This window comes from Enterococcus pallens ATCC BAA-351, assembly GCF_000407485.1.
Lineage (GTDB): Bacteria > Bacillota > Bacilli > Lactobacillales > Enterococcaceae > Enterococcus_A > Enterococcus_A pallens.
Genome location: NZ_ASWD01000006.1, coordinates 177,092 through 193,715 on the forward strand (window position 1 = coordinate 177,092; position 16,624 = coordinate 193,715).

Genomic DNA, 16,624 nt, shown 5'->3' on the forward strand with positions numbered 1-16,624 from the left:
CCTCCTACGCTATATAAACAGGAACACCCACAAGCTTTTGAGTATCCTCTTTGAACTTTTTTTCGATGCTGTTTGATTCGGAAAGATGTAGAAGCCAGACTTCCTGCAACCGTTCCGATTTGTTTGTTTGAATAAAAGCTAATGTCTCACTGAAATCGAAGTGACTTTCCAGCAGCCGCGTTTTACGCTTCAGGTCAAAGCCAGATATCATCTTCTCGTTGATCACATCTTTGGAGTAATTGGCCTCAATCATCATATGAGTGACTCTTGGAAATTTATATTTCACATAGTAAGAGTCAGTGATAAACACAAGCCGCTCACCTGCTGTGTTATCAATCACAAATCCAGATGGCTCTTCAGCATCATGTTCTGTTTTGAACGGCGTCACGTACCAGCTGCCGATCTTGATCGTCTCTTTGTACTTCAAGAAGTTGAAGCGATAGTAATCATTGGCTTCTAAATGCAATACTGGATCGGCAGACATCCCTTTGAAAGTTCCCTGCGTGCTGTAAAAATCTACCGATGTCATATCAATCAGTTGCGGCACGTATTTACAGTGATCTCGGTGTTCGTGACTGATGAGGCAGCCGACTACTCGGGAAAAATCAAACCGCATTGCTTGTTGGACTTTCTTGAACTGAATACCGGCTTCAATCATCAGCTGAGAATGGCCGTCGTCGATTAGATAACCATTCCCGTTGCTGCCAGAACCAAAAGATTTAATTTTAAGCATAAGGATCAACATCTTCCGGCTGTTCGTCAGGGATCAGATCTTGTTGCTCAGGATCAATCGGTGGCTCAATTACCTCAGCAGGCTTTGGATCAAAAACTTCGCTATTAGCGTTTTGGTCAATTTCGTCGATGATCTCAGCCTCTTTCCGCTCACCGTCGTCCTGATACTCGTTAGCTGTTGTGTTGTTAATTGCTTCAATAAGCAGGTCGCTGTCATCGCTGGTGTTGACGAATGCTTTCGCCGCTCGATTAATTACCGTACGTTTGGCCATTTCCTGAGGAAAATCATTTTGTACATTTTTTGTTTTTGCTTTGCTCCAAGATTTATCAATCTCTTTTTTTGTCATAGTCGTAAGTACTCGTTCACCATCTGTTTTCTCAATGATGCAATAGGCTCCGATAATTTTATTATCTCGATTAGTAAAAGCTGTCTTATGTTCCTTTAGTGTTTCTCTACCGTTAACAATTTCGATATCGAAGGTATCTCCTTCATAGATCACATTTGCCCAAATATCTTTTACATTGGAAAGTCGTTTGAGAACTGCTTGTGTTCCAAAGTAAGAACGATTCAACTGCAACTTATTACCATAAACGATGAAATAGCATTGTTTTTTTGCAGGACTCAGACCTTGAACAACCATATCGAGTAAAGTATTTGCGATTGATTCCTTTGTACAAACATCAAGAGCTGGTTTTTTATTTCTATCTTGGACTTCCTGCAGTTCAAAGAAAGCACTTTTTAAAGCATTAGCTGATGCATAGCCTGGTGGTAAATGCAGCCCTTCATTTTTCAGCGCAGACAATTTGCCATTAACTTGATCAGTAATATCTTTTTGTAACAAAGCTGGTGTTTGATTTGTCATTAAACTTCATCCTTCCAAAGTAGTCTGTATGGTTCTTTCTGGGCACCAACCATATAGATTGGATGCTTATCAGTCCAATCGGTATGCCCTAGTTCAGACAGCCTCGATTCAACGTCTTCGTAAATTGTTTCTAATGATTCAAAAAGCCCAATAAATACCTTTTCGTGTTTTACCACGACATAAACAAATGCTTTCATTATTCGATCCCTCCAAAATCTCGTTCCAATTCATCCATGATTTCCAACTTACGGCGATCTAGTTCTACTTTTGTGAGTGCGATGATATTTCTTGTTAAATCGGTGTATTTTGTTATTCCGTTCAGCGCAAACGAAGTAGTACATATCCCTGAACCAAATTTAAAACCAAAGAAATAACATGGGTTGTCAGTATCGATATTCTCAAGAGCATATTCAAATTCCTTTTCGGCTTTCTGAATGTCAGTTAATTCAGCGCATAGTCTTTCTAATCGAGTTGATTTTTTTTGTAAGTTTTTAAGCATTTCCATGTCTACACCTCTACTTTTAATTTTTCATCTGCTGTTACTTGTAGTTCGATCATCTGTGATTGAATCGGAATCAGCGTATTGACTGACTCAGCATTATCAATAAATAGTGGCATGGTGATACCAAGCTCACTGGAAAGCGTGTTAACGATATCCAGTGAGCAGTTGATGCGTGCCCCGTTGTTCAAGCCGCCGCTATACTCGATCCCGTTATATGTCGCCTCACACATTTCCTTGATGCCCTCGTTTTTTTGAATGTCGAACAATTTCCATTTGACGATCTCAAACTTGGCATTAATTGACTCCTCGATTCGTTCAACTTTCTTGCGAGTGAACTCTTCTAAAAGCCAGAGGTCCTTCTCAATTTGCTGGTTCTGTTCTTTGAACGACTTATCCATGTATTTCAGCTCAGACAAGCGCTTGTCATACGATTCGGCCGTTTCAAACTTCTGCATGTCTTTTTGCAAGCCGGCTAAAATTGATTTGTCGGATTCGATGTCAGCTTCCAGTTTTTCCGCTTCCGAGTTGGAATCTTTCTGCTGGGCCTTCTCCATTTCAACTTCCAACTGCGTATTCTCTGCGATGATGTCTTTATAAACCTGAGACTCCTCAAATTTGCCTTGCTTGTTCTTTTCGTAGATCAGATCGTTATTGATTTTATCGAGCTGAGATTCTGCTGCCTTAAACGCTGTTCGCTTTTCGCTGAGATTCGTCTGAAGCTCTTTGATCTCGACCTCAAGCTTATCTGCGTCCTCCCTAGTCGCTTTTCCTACAGCTACATTTTTTTCTAACTTTTCGGATCGCTGCTGTTTAAATTCTGACTTGATTTTCTCAACGTCCTCGACTGGTAAGTTTTGACCACACGTCGGGCAAACAGTCTGGTCATCGTCGAACGTTTCAGCCTTGATACTCTTGTATTTTTCAAGGTGCTTATTGAGGAACTCCTTTTTCTCCTTTAATGCTTCCTGCTGCCGGAACTCTTCACTTTCTAGCTTAGAAATTTCAGTGCGCAACAAGCTAACAGTTTCATGCTGCTTGTTGAAGTCTTCCTGCAATGAAGACGTTGCAGCAAAGACGGTCGTTTGAAACTTTGTTTTTTCATCAATAAGTTTTGCTCGTAGATCCGCTTGCTTCTGTGTTAAATCGTTCAGCTCCTTATTGACATTGCCGGCCTTAGTGTCAACTAACCACGATTCTTTCTCTTTGATTAGGAGGGTCATTTCATCGATGTTTTTTTCTAAGCTCTCTTTGCTATCTGGTAGAACTAGTTGAGCCTTCAAATCAGTGACTTCTTGAATCCTTGCAGGCATCCCTTCGATGCTTTTTTTGACTTCTTTTTTTTGTCCAGCAAGGATTTTCTTCATTTCGTCAATGGTGTGATTTTTTAAGACTAGCGGTAATTCTTTCAGTGTTGGATCACTGGCGATGATTTCCTCGTCAGTCAAACCGGTCATTCCGATTAATACTTCACGACGATCTTTCCAGTTAAGAGACATAAAGAAAGAAGAATTGGAGAGCATTTGCAAGGTAGCTTCTCCACCCAAACCATCGATATGATCTTTCCACTCTTTTTCTTTAACTGGAACCGTGTCAATGAAATACTTGGTTGTATCACTACCTCTCTTTTTTTCTAGGTCGCCTTTCTTTGTTGTCCAGCGTTCTTGTTGCACCCTTTTAAATACGAGTGGTTCACCATTGATTGACAGTTCAGCCTCAACGGTCGGCTCTAACCCCAGCAGCTCGTTGTTGTTTTTATCCAGCGGCTTGGGATTGATTTTTGCTCCGGCGGAATCCTTGCCAAACAGGAGCCATTGCAGCCCGTCGGCTAACGTCGTTTTCCCAGCTCCATTGCGTCCTGAGACAACAGCACCTGAGCCATTTAGGTCTAACTCGAAGCTTTCGATTCCTTTGAAATTCTTATAGACGATTTTGTTAATCAGAATTTTAGTCATCAGTCGTACCTCCAAATATTGATTTTAGAAACACTTCAAGCTCATCATCATCTTCAATTGGAGGCCGTCTTTTTGTTTTGAAAACATTTTTAGCAGCTTTGCAAACTGGACAAGAACAACTACTAGATTCCATCATCTCTTCTAAAGCATCATTTATGGAGAAAATTCCGAGAATTAGCGTCGCGCCTCTTCCGGCTAAAACTGTCTGTTCAATCACTCCTGGTTTTACAGCTGCTAGTGCTAACGACACGCCTTCTTGGGTGCATAAATCTCTTAATTCCTCAATTTTGTTTGAAATATTTTCATCCATGTTCTATACTCCTTTTAGACAAATCATTTTTTTCTTGCTTGCTTCGGTTGCCGCCGATGCAGGCTTTTTTAACAAACATTCATGTAGCTCCAGTTTTATCACCTCCCAAAAATCATCAACGCAATCATACTTATGATTAGAACACCGTTTAACATTAGACTCATGTAACACACTGCCTGGACTCGTCTAATGCGGAAGCGAGGACTATTCGCTAATGCGGCAAGACACATTTTATTCACTTAATCACTCCCTTTATTACTAGATACACTCCAATAGAAACAATGATAACTAGGAGAAAAGACACCATAATCAATATTCTCCGCAAATGATCTTTGTAATGAGCATTTATACCGATTGAGACTAAAGCTGCGATCCATACCATGAAGGCAAAGACATACTCAGGCATTAGTTTTTCACCATAATCTTTTTAGCTCCTTGATTAATGCATCGTATTAAAGTTTTACCGTGTGTAATTGGTTCGTTATTCTCATAAATAGCGATACCTCCAGTGATCAGTTGTACAATTATTTTCATAGCTGGACTCCTTTCTCTGTTATAATCTCTTTATCAGCGGCTGGTTCGCTGAAATGACTTAAGGTGGTGAAAATATATTGACTAAAATTTATGCCAATTTGATTGGTACTTGGTGTTGCTTGAATGATGATGAAAATTGTTATATTGGAGAAAATAGGGTCTCACCTAGTCAATGGTGGGAAGAGTCAGCAATAATCCATAGTCCTCAAAATAGAGAAACGTATGATTCCTTTTACCAACTCGACTATGTTCACATTCATTACAAATCAGTAGACTATCGAATAAATCCAATTTTTATTCAAGTAGTTATTAAGTAAAATCACGCCGACAATTATCTTCTATTTTCTTAATATCATCATTTGTAAGTTGCACCTTATGCTGTTGACGAGAATAGAAAATATTTGCTTTTTGAATGAGCATCTCGAACTGCATACTTGTTAAGCCTTCTAACAATTCTGTAAACTGTTCTATTTTTCTTTCAGGTATTTTCATTGCATCCCAACCTCTCTTGATTTACTAGACTCAATATTCTTAGAATCTAATAACATTTGAAGAACAAATGCACTTTCTTCTATCGGAAGGGTAATTTTAGAAATATCCTCAATGCGGTTTCCTTTTGCATCGTAATTTACTACTTCCATTACTTCCCCTCCACTACTTCGTTATTTTTCAAACTATCGCTAAAAGCGATAGAGTCGCCAAAAAAAATTTCATCTAGCGGGTATTTGTAAATCGCAGCAAAATCAAACATAAACCTTGCAGGCATATCCGAAGAATCTTTTTCCCATCTCATCACTGTTTCTTTAGTAACTCCTAATTCTTGAGCGACCTCGGTTTGAGTCATTCGCATACGATTTCTCAGAGCTCTAAGAGTCATCAAATGTAATTGTTGTTCAGGCATATTGTGGTGACCTCCTTTCGATTTGATAATCTAATCTTATATCGCTATTAGCGATAAGTCAACACTAAAAGCGATAAAGAACGCACCTCAAGACGTTTTTTTATCGCTTTAAGCTATGCAAAAGTAACCTTAGATGATATACTCGTTTTATGAAATTTAAATAAGAAGGAGTTTTTGAAGATGGTTGATGATTTGAAGGACATTTTCGGGGAAAATTTGCGAAGGTTGCGAACATTAAAAAACATTAGCACTACTGAATTGGCTCATGAGATTCAGGTATCGCAATCAACAATTTCTGACTGGGAGAATGCTAAAAAAATGCCCCGTAGTGGATCTATTCAAAAAATTGCTGATTTCTTCGGAGTACAAAAGACTGATCTATTGATTGATAAGACTGCTCAAACTAAACTTAATGTTTATAACATGGTCGAAGAAGACAATGCTCCTTATCATGCCCTCAATAAAAAGTTAAAGCTCGTAAAAATTCCAATTTTGGGAGCTATAAGTTGTGGGGAGCCTATCTTAGCGGAACAGAATTTCGATGGCTATAGAGAGGAAATAGCAGAAACACTTCCTTCACCTGCTGATAATCTTTTTTATCTCAGGGCTAAGGGGGATTCTATGTCTCCGCGTATTCCAGAAGGCAGCTATGTGATGATTCAAAAGCAGCCGAATGTAGAAGATGGTGAGGTTGCAGCAGTCATAGTAAATGGTGACGAGGAAGCTACCTTAAAAAGAGTGAAAAGGCAGAATGGTATCGTGATGTTAATTGCTGACAATACAAAATATTCACCTATCTTAATTACTCCTGATGTGCCAGCGAGGATCATAGGAAAAGCAGTGAAAGTGAGTTATGATTTATAGAACAAAAAACGCATCCGTCCCGGTCGCCAAACTAAGAAGGATGCATCGAAATTTTGAAACCTAGGGTATAGGCTTCTTTTCTGTACCCTATTTTAACATAAAAAATAGGAGGAATTGCCATGAAAGCAGCAATTTATGTTAGAGTATCCACGATGGAACAGGCAGAGGAAGGTTATTCAATCGATGAACAGATCGACAAACTGAAAAAGTATTGTGAGATTAAAGAATGGACAATCGCAAAAGTATACAAAGATGGAGGGTTTAGTGGATCAAATATCGAACGTCCTGCTTTATTGAACATGATAGACGATGCTAAACAAAGAAAATTTGATACTGTGATAGTTTACCGACTTGATCGATTGTCTCGTTCTCAAAAAGATACTTTATATCTAATTGAAGATGTCTTCAGTAAATATGGCGTAACTTTCGTTAGTTTAAGTGAAAACTTTGATACTAATACAGCTTTTGGTAAGGCAATAGTTGGAATATTAGCTGTCTTTGCACAATTGGAACGGGAACAGATTCGAGAAAGGTTGATGATGGGAAAAGTAGGACGAGCGAAATCAGGGAAAGCGATGGCTTGGTCCAATTTTCCATACGGTTATACACTTCCAAAAGGAGGGAAACGGGAAAAATACGAAATTGTAGAAATACAAGCTGAAATTGTTAGAAGAATTTATAGAGATTACTTAAACGGGAAAGGTATCACTCAAATAAAAGATGAATTGAACGCTGAGGGACACATTGGAAAAGAGAAACCTTGGACTATCCATGTTGTCCGACGAATCTTAGACTACCCAGTTTACGCGGGATACAATAGATACCGAGGAGAAGTTTATGAAGGGCAGCACGAGGCAATTATTTCTAAAGATATATTCGAACGAACACAGAAGGAAATGGAAAAGCGACAGAAAAAAGCTTATTCTCTTTTTAACAATCCACGTCCTTTTCAAGCAAAATATTTACTTTCTGGTTTACTTAAATGTGGTATATGTGGTATGCGTTTTGAACTGATTCAGTATAAACCGAGACCGGACGGAAGTAGAATACGATACTATAAATGTTACTCTCAATCCTCGTCCAAACACTGCACCACCATGAAAAAAAATCCAGACGGATGTACTGCTCCGAAATACTATTTGCCTGAGATTGAAGAATACATTTTGAATGAAGTAGAGAAACTTCGGCTTAATCCCGATATCGCAACCTCTTTCGTTGACGATTCAAGTGATATCGATGTTAGCTCTTTAGAGAACAGAATAAATGAACTTAATTCACAACTTAAAAAATTGGTTTCTCTTTACGTTGATGAAGACTTTCCAAGGGACATAATTGAATCTAAAAAGGAGAAGATCATATCTGAGAAAAATGCGATTACTAAAAAGATTCGTGAAGAAAGCGATAAAAAGCCGGATAAAAACGTGAATGAAATAATTGATGAGTTAGGAAAAATAAGGTTAAGTGTTTTCGATTTGGATTATGAGGAACAAAAAAAATTAGTAAGAAAACTAATCCAACGAATTACGTTATTCCCTGATCGAATAGATATTCATTGGACTTTTACACTTTAGATATTTTGACAATATTAGGTAACAGGCATTGTTAATCCAATAACGCCTACCTTTAAATCGGTAGTACTATCGCCATCAAAATCTAATTCCTTAATCGTTGTACTGCCGACAAAATTGCTGCCATCAGCCTTCTTATAAGTGTTCGCTGACAAAATCGGGAAGCTTGCTTCCGACTTAATTTTTTCAATTAGAGGCAAGCCAAAGTTGAACTCGTGATTTCCTAAGACCATTGCATCGTATTTCATGTAATTCATGGCCTTAATCATCGGATGTGCTTTGTCTTTGTAGCCTTCCTTGGTGTTATAAAGATCATCCGTCAAAATCGTTCCTTGAACCATGTCCCCATTATCAATCAGAACTGTTCCGTTTTGATTTTGGCTGCGAGCGGCTTGAACAGCACTGCTGACTTGAGCCAAGCCAACCGGGGTTTCTTTCTTGTCCTCATAAGAATAGTTCCACAGCTGTCCATGAACGTCACTGGTACCTAAAATGGTTATTTTTTTAGTTCCTGTATCATCAGCTGCTGCTTTGGGTGCGGTCTTTTTTTCATCCGCAGCAGTGGTAGTCTCTGTTGTAGCTTTTGCTGTTTGACTTGCTTTCGTTTCACTAGTAGAGCTGGTTGCCGTTTCCTCTATTTGAGACGAAGCCTGCGAAGACATTTCTTCCGCTAAGCCCAACACTGGTGCTGCTGTTCCCATCAACAACCCCATCACTAAGGTAATATGCCACACCTTCATAAACCGCTTCCATTTTTGTTCTTTCATCTTTTTCCTCCTTTAAAGAAATGTACTTTCAGTTTATCAGTTGATGAGGAACAGCACTAGTTTTTTTGTTGATTTTCTTAGCAAAAACTCATTTTTATGCTTTGATTTAACTTCAAGAAACTAACTCACTTACCTTAAAATCATTTCTTAACGTTAAATTGAACATTATTCCAATTCAAAAGAAAGTATTCATTAAGAAAAGGTTCTTTTGGGATTAGATTTAGCTACAGGCAGGCCTATTAATTATTGGCTTCTTCGAATAATGGCCTCTGCGTTTTTTTATTCAGCAGATTTTGAACATAATAAAAAGCCTTGAGAAACCCATTTCTGAGTTTCTCAAGACTTCTATTTATCTCTGGTATCGAAAATGATTGTCACCGGACCATCATTAACCAGTGCCACATCCATGTCGCCGCCAAATTCGCCAGTTTCTACAATCAACCCTTGCTGACGCAACCCCTCATTGAAATATTCATAAAGAGGAATCGCCGTTTCTGGTCGAGCCGCCTTAATAAAGCTAGGGCGGTTGCCTTTTTTCGTATCAGCATACAGGGTGAATTGAGAAACACTCAAAATACTGCCTGCTACGTCTTGAATATTCTGATTCATTTTTCCTTCTGCATCTTCAAAAACCCGCAGTAAAGGAATCTTTCGAATTAAATAATCTGCATCCTCTTGGGTATCCTCTTCATGAATGCCTAATAGAATCATAAAACCTTTGTCGATCTTACCGATTATTTGTTCGTCAATGGCAACTGACGCCTGACTTACTCGTTGAATTACTGCTCGCATCAGGGGCCTCCTTATCCTTTTGTACGTTTCACACTATATACATCGGGAACTGTTTTAATTTTATCTACTATAGAATAGAGATGATTCAAGTTTTGAATCTTAATGGTTAAGCGGATCATTGCCATCTTGTCCTTTGAAGGCTTGGCTTCGACGCTAACCAGCTGCTTAGTCATCCCGCTGACAATATTCAATACATCGTTTAATAAGCCATCTCGATTGAAGCCATAAATTTCCAAATCCGCATTGTAGTCCTGCTTGATGTTGGACGTATCTTCCCATTCAACCTCAATCAAACGTTCTTGAATATCCTTTTGCTTCGTAATGTTTGGACAATCCGAACGGTGAATCGAAATCCCGCGGCCTTTGGTAATGTAGCCAACAATATCATCACCAGGTACGGGATTACAGCAATGACTGATGCGAATCAGCAGATTATCGATTCCTTGAATCACAATGCCGCCTTCATGACGAACCTTGATTCTTTCTGGTTCTTTCTTCGGTGGATGATTCACCAGCTCATCAACAGCTTCTTGCTTCTTCTGCTTCATTTGTTCTCGCCGTTCTTTTTCCGTTAAACGGTTAGAGAAGGTCAAGGCACTGAGTTCACCAAAACCAATCGACGCATACAAGTCGTCTTCACTGTGGAAATTGAACTTGTCCATCGCCTTTTGCAGCTTATCCTTGGTTAACACTTCTTTAGGAACAAAGCCCATATCGTTCAGACACTTGATTACTGCTTCGTGGCCTTTAGTAATATTTTCTTCCCGGTCCTGAGTTTTAAAGAAACGCTTGATCTTGTTGCGGGCTTTACTGGTTTTCACCATGCTTAGCCAGTCACGACTAGGACCAAAGGAATTCGGTGAGGTCATGATTTCTATAATGTCGCCGTTTTTCAGCTTGTAATCTAGCTGTACCATCTTGCCGTTTACTTTAGCACCGGTTGTTTTATTTCCGATATCGGTATGGATACTAAAGGCAAAGTCCAATGGTCCTGAACCTTTTGGCAGCTCCGTTACATCACCTTTAGGGGTAAAAACGTACACTTTGTCGCTGAAAATGTCACCTTTAACACTTTCCATAAATTCGGAAGCATCATAGCTTTCATCCTGCAGCTCCAAAATTTCCCGGAACCAGTCCAGCTGCTTGCTGTCGGTGTTTTCATCCAGCTTATCGGTCTTGCCTTCTTTATAAGCCCAGTGAGCCGCGACCCCGAACTCAGCAATTTGGTGCATTTCGTGGGTTCGAATTTGGACTTCGACCGGGTTGCCGCTGGGACCAATAATTGTAGTATGCAAAGACTGATACATATTGGCCTTAGGCATCGCAATGTAATCCTTGAAACGACCTGGCATGGGCTTCCATTTGGTATGAATGGCACCTAATACGGCGTAACAATCCTTGATAGAATCAACAATTACGCGAATCGCCAGCAGGTCATAAATTTCATCAAACTGCTTCTTTTGATCTCGCATCTTGCGATAGATCGAATAAATATGCTTCGGACGGCCATAAATTTCGCCTTCAATTTCTAATTCTAAGGTTGCCTCTTTGATTTCTTCAACGGTTTCTTTAACGTAGCTTTCCCGTTCTTCCCGTTTGCTTTGCATCAAATGGACGATCCGGTAGTATTGCTTTGGATTCAAATAGCGCAGTGCAGTATCTTCCAGCTCCCACTTGATCCGACTCATCCCTAAACGATCTGCCAATGGTGCATAGATTTCCAAGGTTTCGCGAGCAATTCGTCGTTGCTTGTCATCTCGCAGGTAACGTAACGTGCGCATATTATGCAATCTATCCGCCAGCTTCACCATGATAACCCGCAAATCCTGAGCCATTGCCAGCAGCATCTTCCGGTGATTTTCTGCTAATTGCTCTTCGTGGGATTTGTATTTAATCTTCCCTAATTTGGTCACACCGTCTACTAAAGAAGCGACGTCTGAACCAAATTCTTCTTTTAAATCATCTAAGGTAACCTCGGTATCCTCCACCACATCATGCAAAAAGCCTGTTGCCACAGTATGAGGATCCATATGTAAATCCGCTAGAATTCCGGCTACTTGAATCGGATGAATAATGTACGGTTCTCCAGATTTTCTGATTTGTTTTTTATGAGCTTCAAAGGCATATTCATAGGCCTTTTTGACAAATGCCACATGCTCATCGCTCATATAGCCTGCGACCAGCTCAATCACGTCTGGCCCAGTTAATTCTACATCTTTTGCCACTAGACATCCTCCTTAAACGGGACGTATTTTTTCTACGTGTCTGGCGTTATATGAATCCCATTAAAGAAACTGATTTCCTTTGTCGATGGTTCTGGCAAAGGCCACTTTTTGTGCTGAGAATCTTTAATGTGATTCATATAGTTATTTTCAAATAATTGTTTTCATTATACAGACTTGTCTCAGTCATTTCAATCAATCGTTAAGTAAATCGTAATAAAAACCTACCGCACTCATCACGTACAACGGCGCGGTTTCAGTGCGTAAAATTCTAGGTCCCAGCCCGCAAAGTTTTGCGCCAGCTTGTTGGAAGGTTTCTACCTCTCTCGGTGAAAAACCACCCTCTGGACCAAAAATTACTAAAAGCTTGCTGCCGGGCGTTAATTTTTGCAAAGCCTGCACTAGCTGCGCCTGTTCTCCCTGCTTGGCCGATTCTTCATAGGCAATTAACACTGCATCATAGTCCTTGAATGCTGAAACCAGCTCTTTTCCACTGGCTAAAAAGGCCAATTGCGGTAAAAATTGGCGATGGGACTGCTCTGCGGCTTCTTGAATGATTTTGTTTAAACGCTGCTGTTTCTTTTGCAGCTTTTTGTTGTCCCATTTGACTACCGAGGTAACCGCCGGGAAAGCCAAAAATCTATGGGCGCCCAATTCAGTGGCTTTTTGGGCAATCAGCTCCAGCTTTTCGCCTTTTGGTAATCCACTGGCCAAAGTAACCTCAATCGGCAATTCCCGGGAAAAGGTTTCTTTTTCGATTTCCTTTAGCTGAACGCTGTCAGCATCAATCCCAGTGATCTCCGCCTTAACCGATGTTTGATCCTTGAATACTAAGAAAACCTGATCGCCAGCGGTCATTCGCATCACCCGCAGCATATGATGGTGGGGTTCGCCAGTTAGTTGAATGTTTGGTTGATAAGCTTCATCAATAAAATAGCGCTGCATGTTACTCTTCCTCTGGTTTCTTCAAAATCATCGCATACCAATCTTTTTGTTGGAAAATCCGATCCACTTCAAAGCCTTGGCTGTAAATTTCTTCTAAAATCATATCTTTCTTATCCTCAATGATTCCTGAAATAATAAAGGTTCCATCACTTTTCAGCAAGCGCCACGCATCGGGAATCATCAATTTGATAATATCCGCTAAAATGTTGGCAACAATAATATCGGCTGAATGTTCCACACCCTTCAGCAAATCGTTGGCCGCTACCTTGATATTTTCCGTGCCAGCATTCATGTCCACATTTTCTTGCGCAGAACGTACTGCTACTTCATCTAGGTCATAAGCGTAAATTTCTTTAGCGCCCATCAATGAGCAGGCAATACTTAACACGCCTGATCCAGTCCCGACGTCCAAGACCGTTTCGCCGCCGCGAACCACCGTCTCCAGCGCCTGCAAAGTTAGGTTAGTCGTTGGGTGAGTCCCCGTTCCAAAGGCCATGCCCGGATCAAGGGTAATAATCTTTTCCTCGGAGGATGCTGCTTCGTAGGATTCCCAGCTTGGTACAATCGTTAGGTAACGAGTCACACGCACTGGGTGATAGTATTTCTTCCAGGCAGTTGCCCAATCGCTTTCCTCTACTTCGCTGACTGTAATTTCATTTTTACCAATCGCTAAGCCAAACTCTGGCAATAGATTAATCCGATCCTTAATGAAGGGCATGATTTCTGGCAAAAAGATCGTTTCCGGAAAATAAGCACTGACGGCAGCACCTTCTTCTAAGTTCGTAAAGGTATCACGATCCAGCAACTCCCCGTATTGATCCTCCTTGTAATTGACGATATCCAAGGCATCTTCAATCGCTACGCCGCTTGCCCCTGCTTCCATTAAAATGTTGGACACAGCTTCTACTGCTTCACTGGCTGTTGTGACTTTTACTTCATTCCACTTCATGTTCAGTCTCCTTGTTTTTTAGTATTTAGGATAAGGCAGGTATACATCGTCGCTGCCCTTAATATGTCTACGAAAGGCTTCATCGGACCAGGTTAATTCAAAAACGGCCTCTTCACTGTCATCCGCTAAAAAGTCCAGCAAATCACTTTGACCTTCTTCCATAACTTCTCTTAAATAATCAACAACCGCAGTCAATTCAGCCTTTTTCATGCCTTTTTTTCCTTCATAAGGAATTACTGCCAAATAGTCCTCTGGATCAACCTTGGATTTTTCAGGATCGACCAAAATTACAGCATCCTCAAACTCAATAATTTCTTCCTCAGAAGCAACCCCATCGACATCGTCTAATTCCAGCTGCTGCTTGTTCTCAGCATATAAACGGAAAGCCACCTCAAAGGTTCGATTGCGAGTATCCCAATCCAAATTTAATTCATAATCAGGAATTTTCTTACCTAAGTAAGTATCTAAATAGCTGATAATTGTTTCTTTTGCCATGTTTACGTCTCCATTCGTTCTTGATTTATTTATGTGCTAACGCCAGCCATGATCCTTTGTGATCTGGCTTTTTCGTTGTTTAGATAGATAAGGATTGCCTTTGACAGTAAAACGCAGCGGTAAATCCGTCCAGATCCCCTTATTAGGAATACCAATTCGCGGCAAGCGTTCCACCTCGCGCGGATAACGACGCTTTTCTGGAACCAAATGCAGGGTGCTGCTAAAAATTGATTCTCCGTACAGCTCTCGGCCAATCCCCATGGCCTGCACCAATTTCCCTGGTCCATCACTAATAGTTGCTCCGGTTTGTCCGCCGCGGTTTTGACTCATGAGTGCTAGACCTTCCACCGGTTCAATTCCCCGAATCATGACTCCCTGAGGCATCCCCTTCGGTTGAGTGATCATATTCAAAATTAAATGCGTGTGCATTGTATAGAGATAAATCGTTCCCGGCTCTTGATACATCGCCCGGACTCTTGGGGTATCCCGCATGCCGTAGCTGTGAGCCGCCTCATCATCAGGACCTAGATAAGCTTCGCAATCGACAATATAGCCGCCTAATTTCCCCTGCGGTGTCTCATGCTCTACGTACATGCCCAGTAAAAATTCAGCCACTTCTTCTGTTGTATGTGTGTTAAAAAAATCGATTGTTTTCTTCATCTAATTCACCTCTTCCATCATACACAATAATAAGCCTAGATACCACGTTCACCCTTTCAGATTCCTATAATTTATCAGAAAAAAATGGTATAATAGAACATACATTCCCAATCCAGGAGCAATCCTGAATTGATTCTTAAAAAAGGAGGGAAAACATGCAGCAACCATTAGCTTATCGCATGCGCCCCCGCAACCTAGACGAAGTCGTCGGCCAGCAGCAGCTGGTGGGACCAGGAAAAATTATTCGCCGCATGGTGGAAGCGCGAATGCTTTCCTCCATGATTCTATATGGACCGCCGGGTACTGGAAAGACCAGTATTGCCAGTGCGATTGCCGGCTCCACCAATTATGCCTTTCGCATGCTGAATGCCGCAACCGATACGAAAAAGGATTTGCAGATTGTCGCTGAAGAAGCCAAAATGAGCGGCACCGTCATTCTACTATTAGATGAAGTCCATCGTTTAGATAAAACCAAGCAGGATTTTTTACTGCCTCATTTAGAAAGCGGCCGCATTATTATGATCGGGGCTACCACCGAAAATCCTTACATTACTATCAACCCGGCAATTCGCAGCCGGACGCAAATTTTTGAAGTAAAGCCTTTGTCAGAGGAAGACATTCAACTGGCCGTCAACTCTGCTTTAAAGGATGATGAACGTGGACTAGGCTCTTACCCAGTAGAATTAGATGAAGAAGCCTTGCGCTTTTTATCCCAGGCTACCAACGGGGATTTACGAAGTGCCTTGAACGGCTTAGAATTGGCTACCAAATCAACACCGGAAAACGACGAGGGCCAAATCCATTTAACCTTGCCGATTATTGAAGAATGTGTGCAGCGCAAAGCTCTGACGCATGACAAGGATGGCGATGCTCACTATGATGTGATTTCTGCCTTTCAAAAATCAGTTCGCGGAAGCGATGTAGATGCGGCCTTACATTATTTAGGGCGATTAGTCGAAGCGGGTGACTTGCCGATTATTTGCCGCCGCTTGATGGTGATGGGGTATGAAGATATTGGCTTGGCTAATCCGCCTGCAGCTGCTCGAACAGTTCAGGCAGTTCAAGCGGCAGAAAAGCTGGGCTTTCCGGAAGCCCGGATTCCGTTAGCCAATGCAGTCGTTGATCTCTGCTTATCGCCGAAATCCAACTCCGCCTACGTAGCGCTGGATGCCGCGATTACTGATATCCGAGCAGGTAAAGCCGGCGATGTTCCTGATCACTTGCGGGACAGTCATTACAAGGGTGCCAAAGACTTAGGTCGAGGAATTGACTATCAATACCCTCACAGCTTCGAGAATGCTTGGGTGGACCAGCAGTATTTGCCAGACAAGCTGAAAAATGCACATTATTACGAGCCTAAAGCCACCGGCAAATACGAACAAGCCCTAGGTCAGCAATACCAGCGAATTCAAGAATGGAAAAAGAAAAAATAGAACAATTACTTTGACAATTCTATTAGTTATCGACTACAATAAGAGCATAAAGAAGGACGTATTGAAAAACATGTAGAATTTAATTTCTTGATTCGTTTGATTGCGTCTTACGAATGACTATGCTATGATTGAGTT

General features: G+C 40.9%; 20 protein-coding genes. 3 read left to right on the forward strand and 17 right to left on the reverse strand.

From position 1 onward, the window contains the following. Positions 1-4: 4 nt before the first annotated feature. The 10 genes from I588_RS22525 to I588_RS22565 all read right to left on the reverse strand — a co-directional run bounded on the left by I588_RS22525 (position 5) and on the right by I588_RS22565 (position 5,794). Positions 5-733: an MBL fold metallo-hydrolase gene (locus tag I588_RS22525; RefSeq protein ID WP_010756725.1), complete on the reverse strand. Its 729-nt coding sequence runs from the start codon at positions 731-733 to the stop codon at positions 5-7. Further along, positions 726-1,595, reverse strand: coding sequence for a recombinase RecT (locus I588_RS22530; RefSeq protein ID WP_010756724.1), 870 nt, complete (start codon positions 1,593-1,595; stop codon positions 726-728). Before I588_RS22530 ends, I588_RS22525 begins: the two co-directional genes overlap by 8 nt. After that, positions 1,595-1,792: a hypothetical protein gene (locus tag I588_RS22535; RefSeq protein WP_010756723.1), complete on the reverse strand. Its 198-nt coding sequence runs from the start codon at positions 1,790-1,792 to the stop codon at positions 1,595-1,597. The genes I588_RS22530 and I588_RS22535 overlap by 1 nt, the downstream gene beginning before the upstream one ends. Then, positions 1,792-2,100 (reverse strand): hypothetical protein, encoded by a 309-nt coding sequence (locus tag I588_RS22540; RefSeq protein ID WP_010756722.1) that lies wholly within the window; start codon positions 2,098-2,100, stop codon positions 1,792-1,794. Before I588_RS22540 ends, I588_RS22535 begins: the two co-directional genes overlap by 1 nt. Before the next feature lie 2 nt (positions 2,101-2,102). Then, complete coding sequence (locus I588_RS22545; RefSeq protein WP_010756721.1) at positions 2,103-4,049, reverse strand: AAA family ATPase; 1,947 nt, start codon at positions 4,047-4,049, stop codon at positions 2,103-2,105. Further along, a complete protein-coding gene (locus I588_RS22550) occupies positions 4,042-4,359 on the reverse strand; it encodes a hypothetical protein (RefSeq protein ID WP_010756720.1) in 318 nt (105 codons plus the stop codon). Before I588_RS22550 ends, I588_RS22545 begins: the two co-directional genes overlap by 8 nt. Positions 4,360-4,764: 405 nt before the next feature. Beyond that, positions 4,765-4,893 (reverse strand): hypothetical protein, encoded by a 129-nt coding sequence (locus I588_RS28110; RefSeq protein WP_010756718.1) that lies wholly within the window; start codon positions 4,891-4,893, stop codon positions 4,765-4,767. Positions 4,894-5,202: 309 nt separating this feature from the next. Then, the gene (locus I588_RS22560) at positions 5,203-5,385 is read right to left on the reverse strand and encodes a hypothetical protein (protein ID WP_010756716.1); all 183 of its coding nucleotides are present in this window, start codon (positions 5,383-5,385) and stop codon (positions 5,203-5,205) included. Next, a complete protein-coding gene (locus I588_RS27420; RefSeq protein ID WP_010756715.1) occupies positions 5,382-5,534 on the reverse strand; it encodes a hypothetical protein in 153 nt (50 codons plus the stop codon). The genes I588_RS22560 and I588_RS27420 overlap by 4 nt, the downstream gene beginning before the upstream one ends. Then, the gene (locus I588_RS22565; protein ID WP_010756714.1) at positions 5,534-5,794 is read right to left on the reverse strand and encodes a helix-turn-helix transcriptional regulator; all 261 of its coding nucleotides are present in this window, start codon (positions 5,792-5,794) and stop codon (positions 5,534-5,536) included. The genes I588_RS27420 and I588_RS22565 overlap by 1 nt, the downstream gene beginning before the upstream one ends. 180 nt (positions 5,795-5,974) lie before the next feature. On the opposite strand from I588_RS22565, the gene I588_RS22570 reads away from it, so the two are divergent. Together I588_RS22570 and I588_RS22575 are read left to right on the forward strand one after the other, a co-directional pair. Continuing rightward, positions 5,975-6,658: a helix-turn-helix domain-containing protein gene (locus I588_RS22570; protein WP_010756713.1), complete on the forward strand. Its 684-nt coding sequence runs from the start codon at positions 5,975-5,977 to the stop codon at positions 6,656-6,658. 119 nt (positions 6,659-6,777) lie between these two features. Next, positions 6,778-8,229, forward strand: a complete 1,452-nt coding sequence (locus I588_RS22575; protein ID WP_010756712.1) for a recombinase family protein — start codon at positions 6,778-6,780, stop codon at positions 8,227-8,229. Positions 8,230-8,243: 14 nt separating this feature from the next. Here I588_RS22575 and I588_RS22580 read toward each other — a convergent pair whose 3' ends face one another. The 7 genes from I588_RS22580 to I588_RS22610 all read right to left on the reverse strand — a co-directional run bounded on the left by I588_RS22580 (position 8,244) and on the right by I588_RS22610 (position 15,056). Continuing rightward, complete coding sequence (locus I588_RS22580) at positions 8,244-8,993, reverse strand: metallophosphoesterase (RefSeq protein WP_010756711.1); 750 nt, start codon at positions 8,991-8,993, stop codon at positions 8,244-8,246. A 345-nt stretch (positions 8,994-9,338) separates the two neighbouring features. Next, on the reverse strand, positions 9,339-9,785 hold the full coding sequence (gene dtd / locus I588_RS22585; RefSeq protein ID WP_010756710.1) for a D-aminoacyl-tRNA deacylase: 447 nt from the start codon (positions 9,783-9,785) through the stop codon (positions 9,339-9,341). Positions 9,786-9,796: 11 nt separating this feature from the next. Next, the gene (locus tag I588_RS22590) at positions 9,797-11,953 is read right to left on the reverse strand and encodes a RelA/SpoT family protein (protein WP_425387106.1); all 2,157 of its coding nucleotides are present in this window, start codon (positions 11,951-11,953) and stop codon (positions 9,797-9,799) included. 249 nt (positions 11,954-12,202) lie between these two features. Next, complete coding sequence (locus tag I588_RS22595) at positions 12,203-12,952, reverse strand: 16S rRNA (uracil(1498)-N(3))-methyltransferase (RefSeq protein WP_010756708.1); 750 nt, start codon at positions 12,950-12,952, stop codon at positions 12,203-12,205. A gap of 1 nt (position 12,953) precedes the next feature. After that, positions 12,954-13,901 (reverse strand): 50S ribosomal protein L11 methyltransferase, encoded by a 948-nt coding sequence (prmA, locus tag I588_RS22600; RefSeq protein ID WP_010756707.1) that lies wholly within the window; start codon positions 13,899-13,901, stop codon positions 12,954-12,956. Between the two features lie 18 nt (positions 13,902-13,919). After that, a complete protein-coding gene (locus I588_RS22605; RefSeq protein WP_010756706.1) occupies positions 13,920-14,396 on the reverse strand; it encodes a DUF3013 family protein in 477 nt (158 codons plus the stop codon). Between the two features lie 36 nt (positions 14,397-14,432). Beyond that, positions 14,433-15,056 (reverse strand): DNA-3-methyladenine glycosylase, encoded by a 624-nt coding sequence (locus I588_RS22610; RefSeq protein ID WP_010756705.1) that lies wholly within the window; start codon positions 15,054-15,056, stop codon positions 14,433-14,435. A 155-nt stretch (positions 15,057-15,211) separates the two neighbouring features. On the opposite strand from I588_RS22610, the gene I588_RS22615 reads away from it, so the two are divergent. Continuing rightward, positions 15,212-16,489 (forward strand): replication-associated recombination protein A, encoded by a 1,278-nt coding sequence (locus tag I588_RS22615; RefSeq protein WP_010756704.1) that lies wholly within the window; start codon positions 15,212-15,214, stop codon positions 16,487-16,489. Positions 16,490-16,624: the final 135 nt, after the last annotated feature.

Coding starts and splice junctions, on each gene's coding strand:
- I588_RS22525 (WP_010756725.1), bottom strand. CDS start 733: ATGCTTAAAATTAAATCTTTTGGTTCTGGCAGCAACGGGAATGGTTAT.
- I588_RS22530 (WP_010756724.1), bottom strand. CDS start 1,595: ATGACAAATCAAACACCAGCTTTGTTACAAAAAGATATTACTGATCAA.
- I588_RS22535 (WP_010756723.1), bottom strand. CDS start 1,792: ATGAAAGCATTTGTTTATGTCGTGGTAAAACACGAAAAGGTATTTATT.
- I588_RS22540 (WP_010756722.1), bottom strand. CDS start 2,100: ATGGAAATGCTTAAAAACTTACAAAAAAAATCAACTCGATTAGAAAGA.
- I588_RS22545 (WP_010756721.1), bottom strand. CDS start 4,049: ATGACTAAAATTCTGATTAACAAAATCGTCTATAAGAATTTCAAAGGA.
- I588_RS22550 (WP_010756720.1), bottom strand. CDS start 4,359: ATGGATGAAAATATTTCAAACAAAATTGAGGAATTAAGAGATTTATGC.
- I588_RS28110 (WP_010756718.1), bottom strand. CDS start 4,893: ATGAAAATAATTGTACAACTGATCACTGGAGGTATCGCTATTTATGAG.
- I588_RS22560 (WP_010756716.1), bottom strand. CDS start 5,385: ATGAAAATACCTGAAAGAAAAATAGAACAGTTTACAGAATTGTTAGAA.
- I588_RS27420 (WP_010756715.1), bottom strand. CDS start 5,534: ATGGAAGTAGTAAATTACGATGCAAAAGGAAACCGCATTGAGGATATT.
- I588_RS22565 (WP_010756714.1), bottom strand. CDS start 5,794: ATGCCTGAACAACAATTACATTTGATGACTCTTAGAGCTCTGAGAAAT.
- I588_RS22570 (WP_010756713.1), top strand. CDS start 5,975: ATGGTTGATGATTTGAAGGACATTTTCGGGGAAAATTTGCGAAGGTTG.
- I588_RS22575 (WP_010756712.1), top strand. CDS start 6,778: ATGAAAGCAGCAATTTATGTTAGAGTATCCACGATGGAACAGGCAGAG.
- I588_RS22580 (WP_010756711.1), bottom strand. CDS start 8,993: ATGAAAGAACAAAAATGGAAGCGGTTTATGAAGGTGTGGCATATTACC.
- dtd (WP_010756710.1), bottom strand. CDS start 9,785: ATGCGAGCAGTAATTCAACGAGTAAGTCAGGCGTCAGTTGCCATTGAC.
- I588_RS22590 (WP_425387106.1), bottom strand. CDS start 11,953: ATGAGCGATGAGCATGTGGCATTTGTCAAAAAGGCCTATGAATATGCC.
- I588_RS22595 (WP_010756708.1), bottom strand. CDS start 12,952: ATGCAGCGCTATTTTATTGATGAAGCTTATCAACCAAACATTCAACTA.
- prmA (WP_010756707.1), bottom strand. CDS start 13,901: ATGAAGTGGAATGAAGTAAAAGTCACAACAGCCAGTGAAGCAGTAGAA.
- I588_RS22605 (WP_010756706.1), bottom strand. CDS start 14,396: ATGGCAAAAGAAACAATTATCAGCTATTTAGATACTTACTTAGGTAAG.
- I588_RS22610 (WP_010756705.1), bottom strand. CDS start 15,056: ATGAAGAAAACAATCGATTTTTTTAACACACATACAACAGAAGAAGTG.
- I588_RS22615 (WP_010756704.1), top strand. CDS start 15,212: ATGCAGCAACCATTAGCTTATCGCATGCGCCCCCGCAACCTAGACGAA.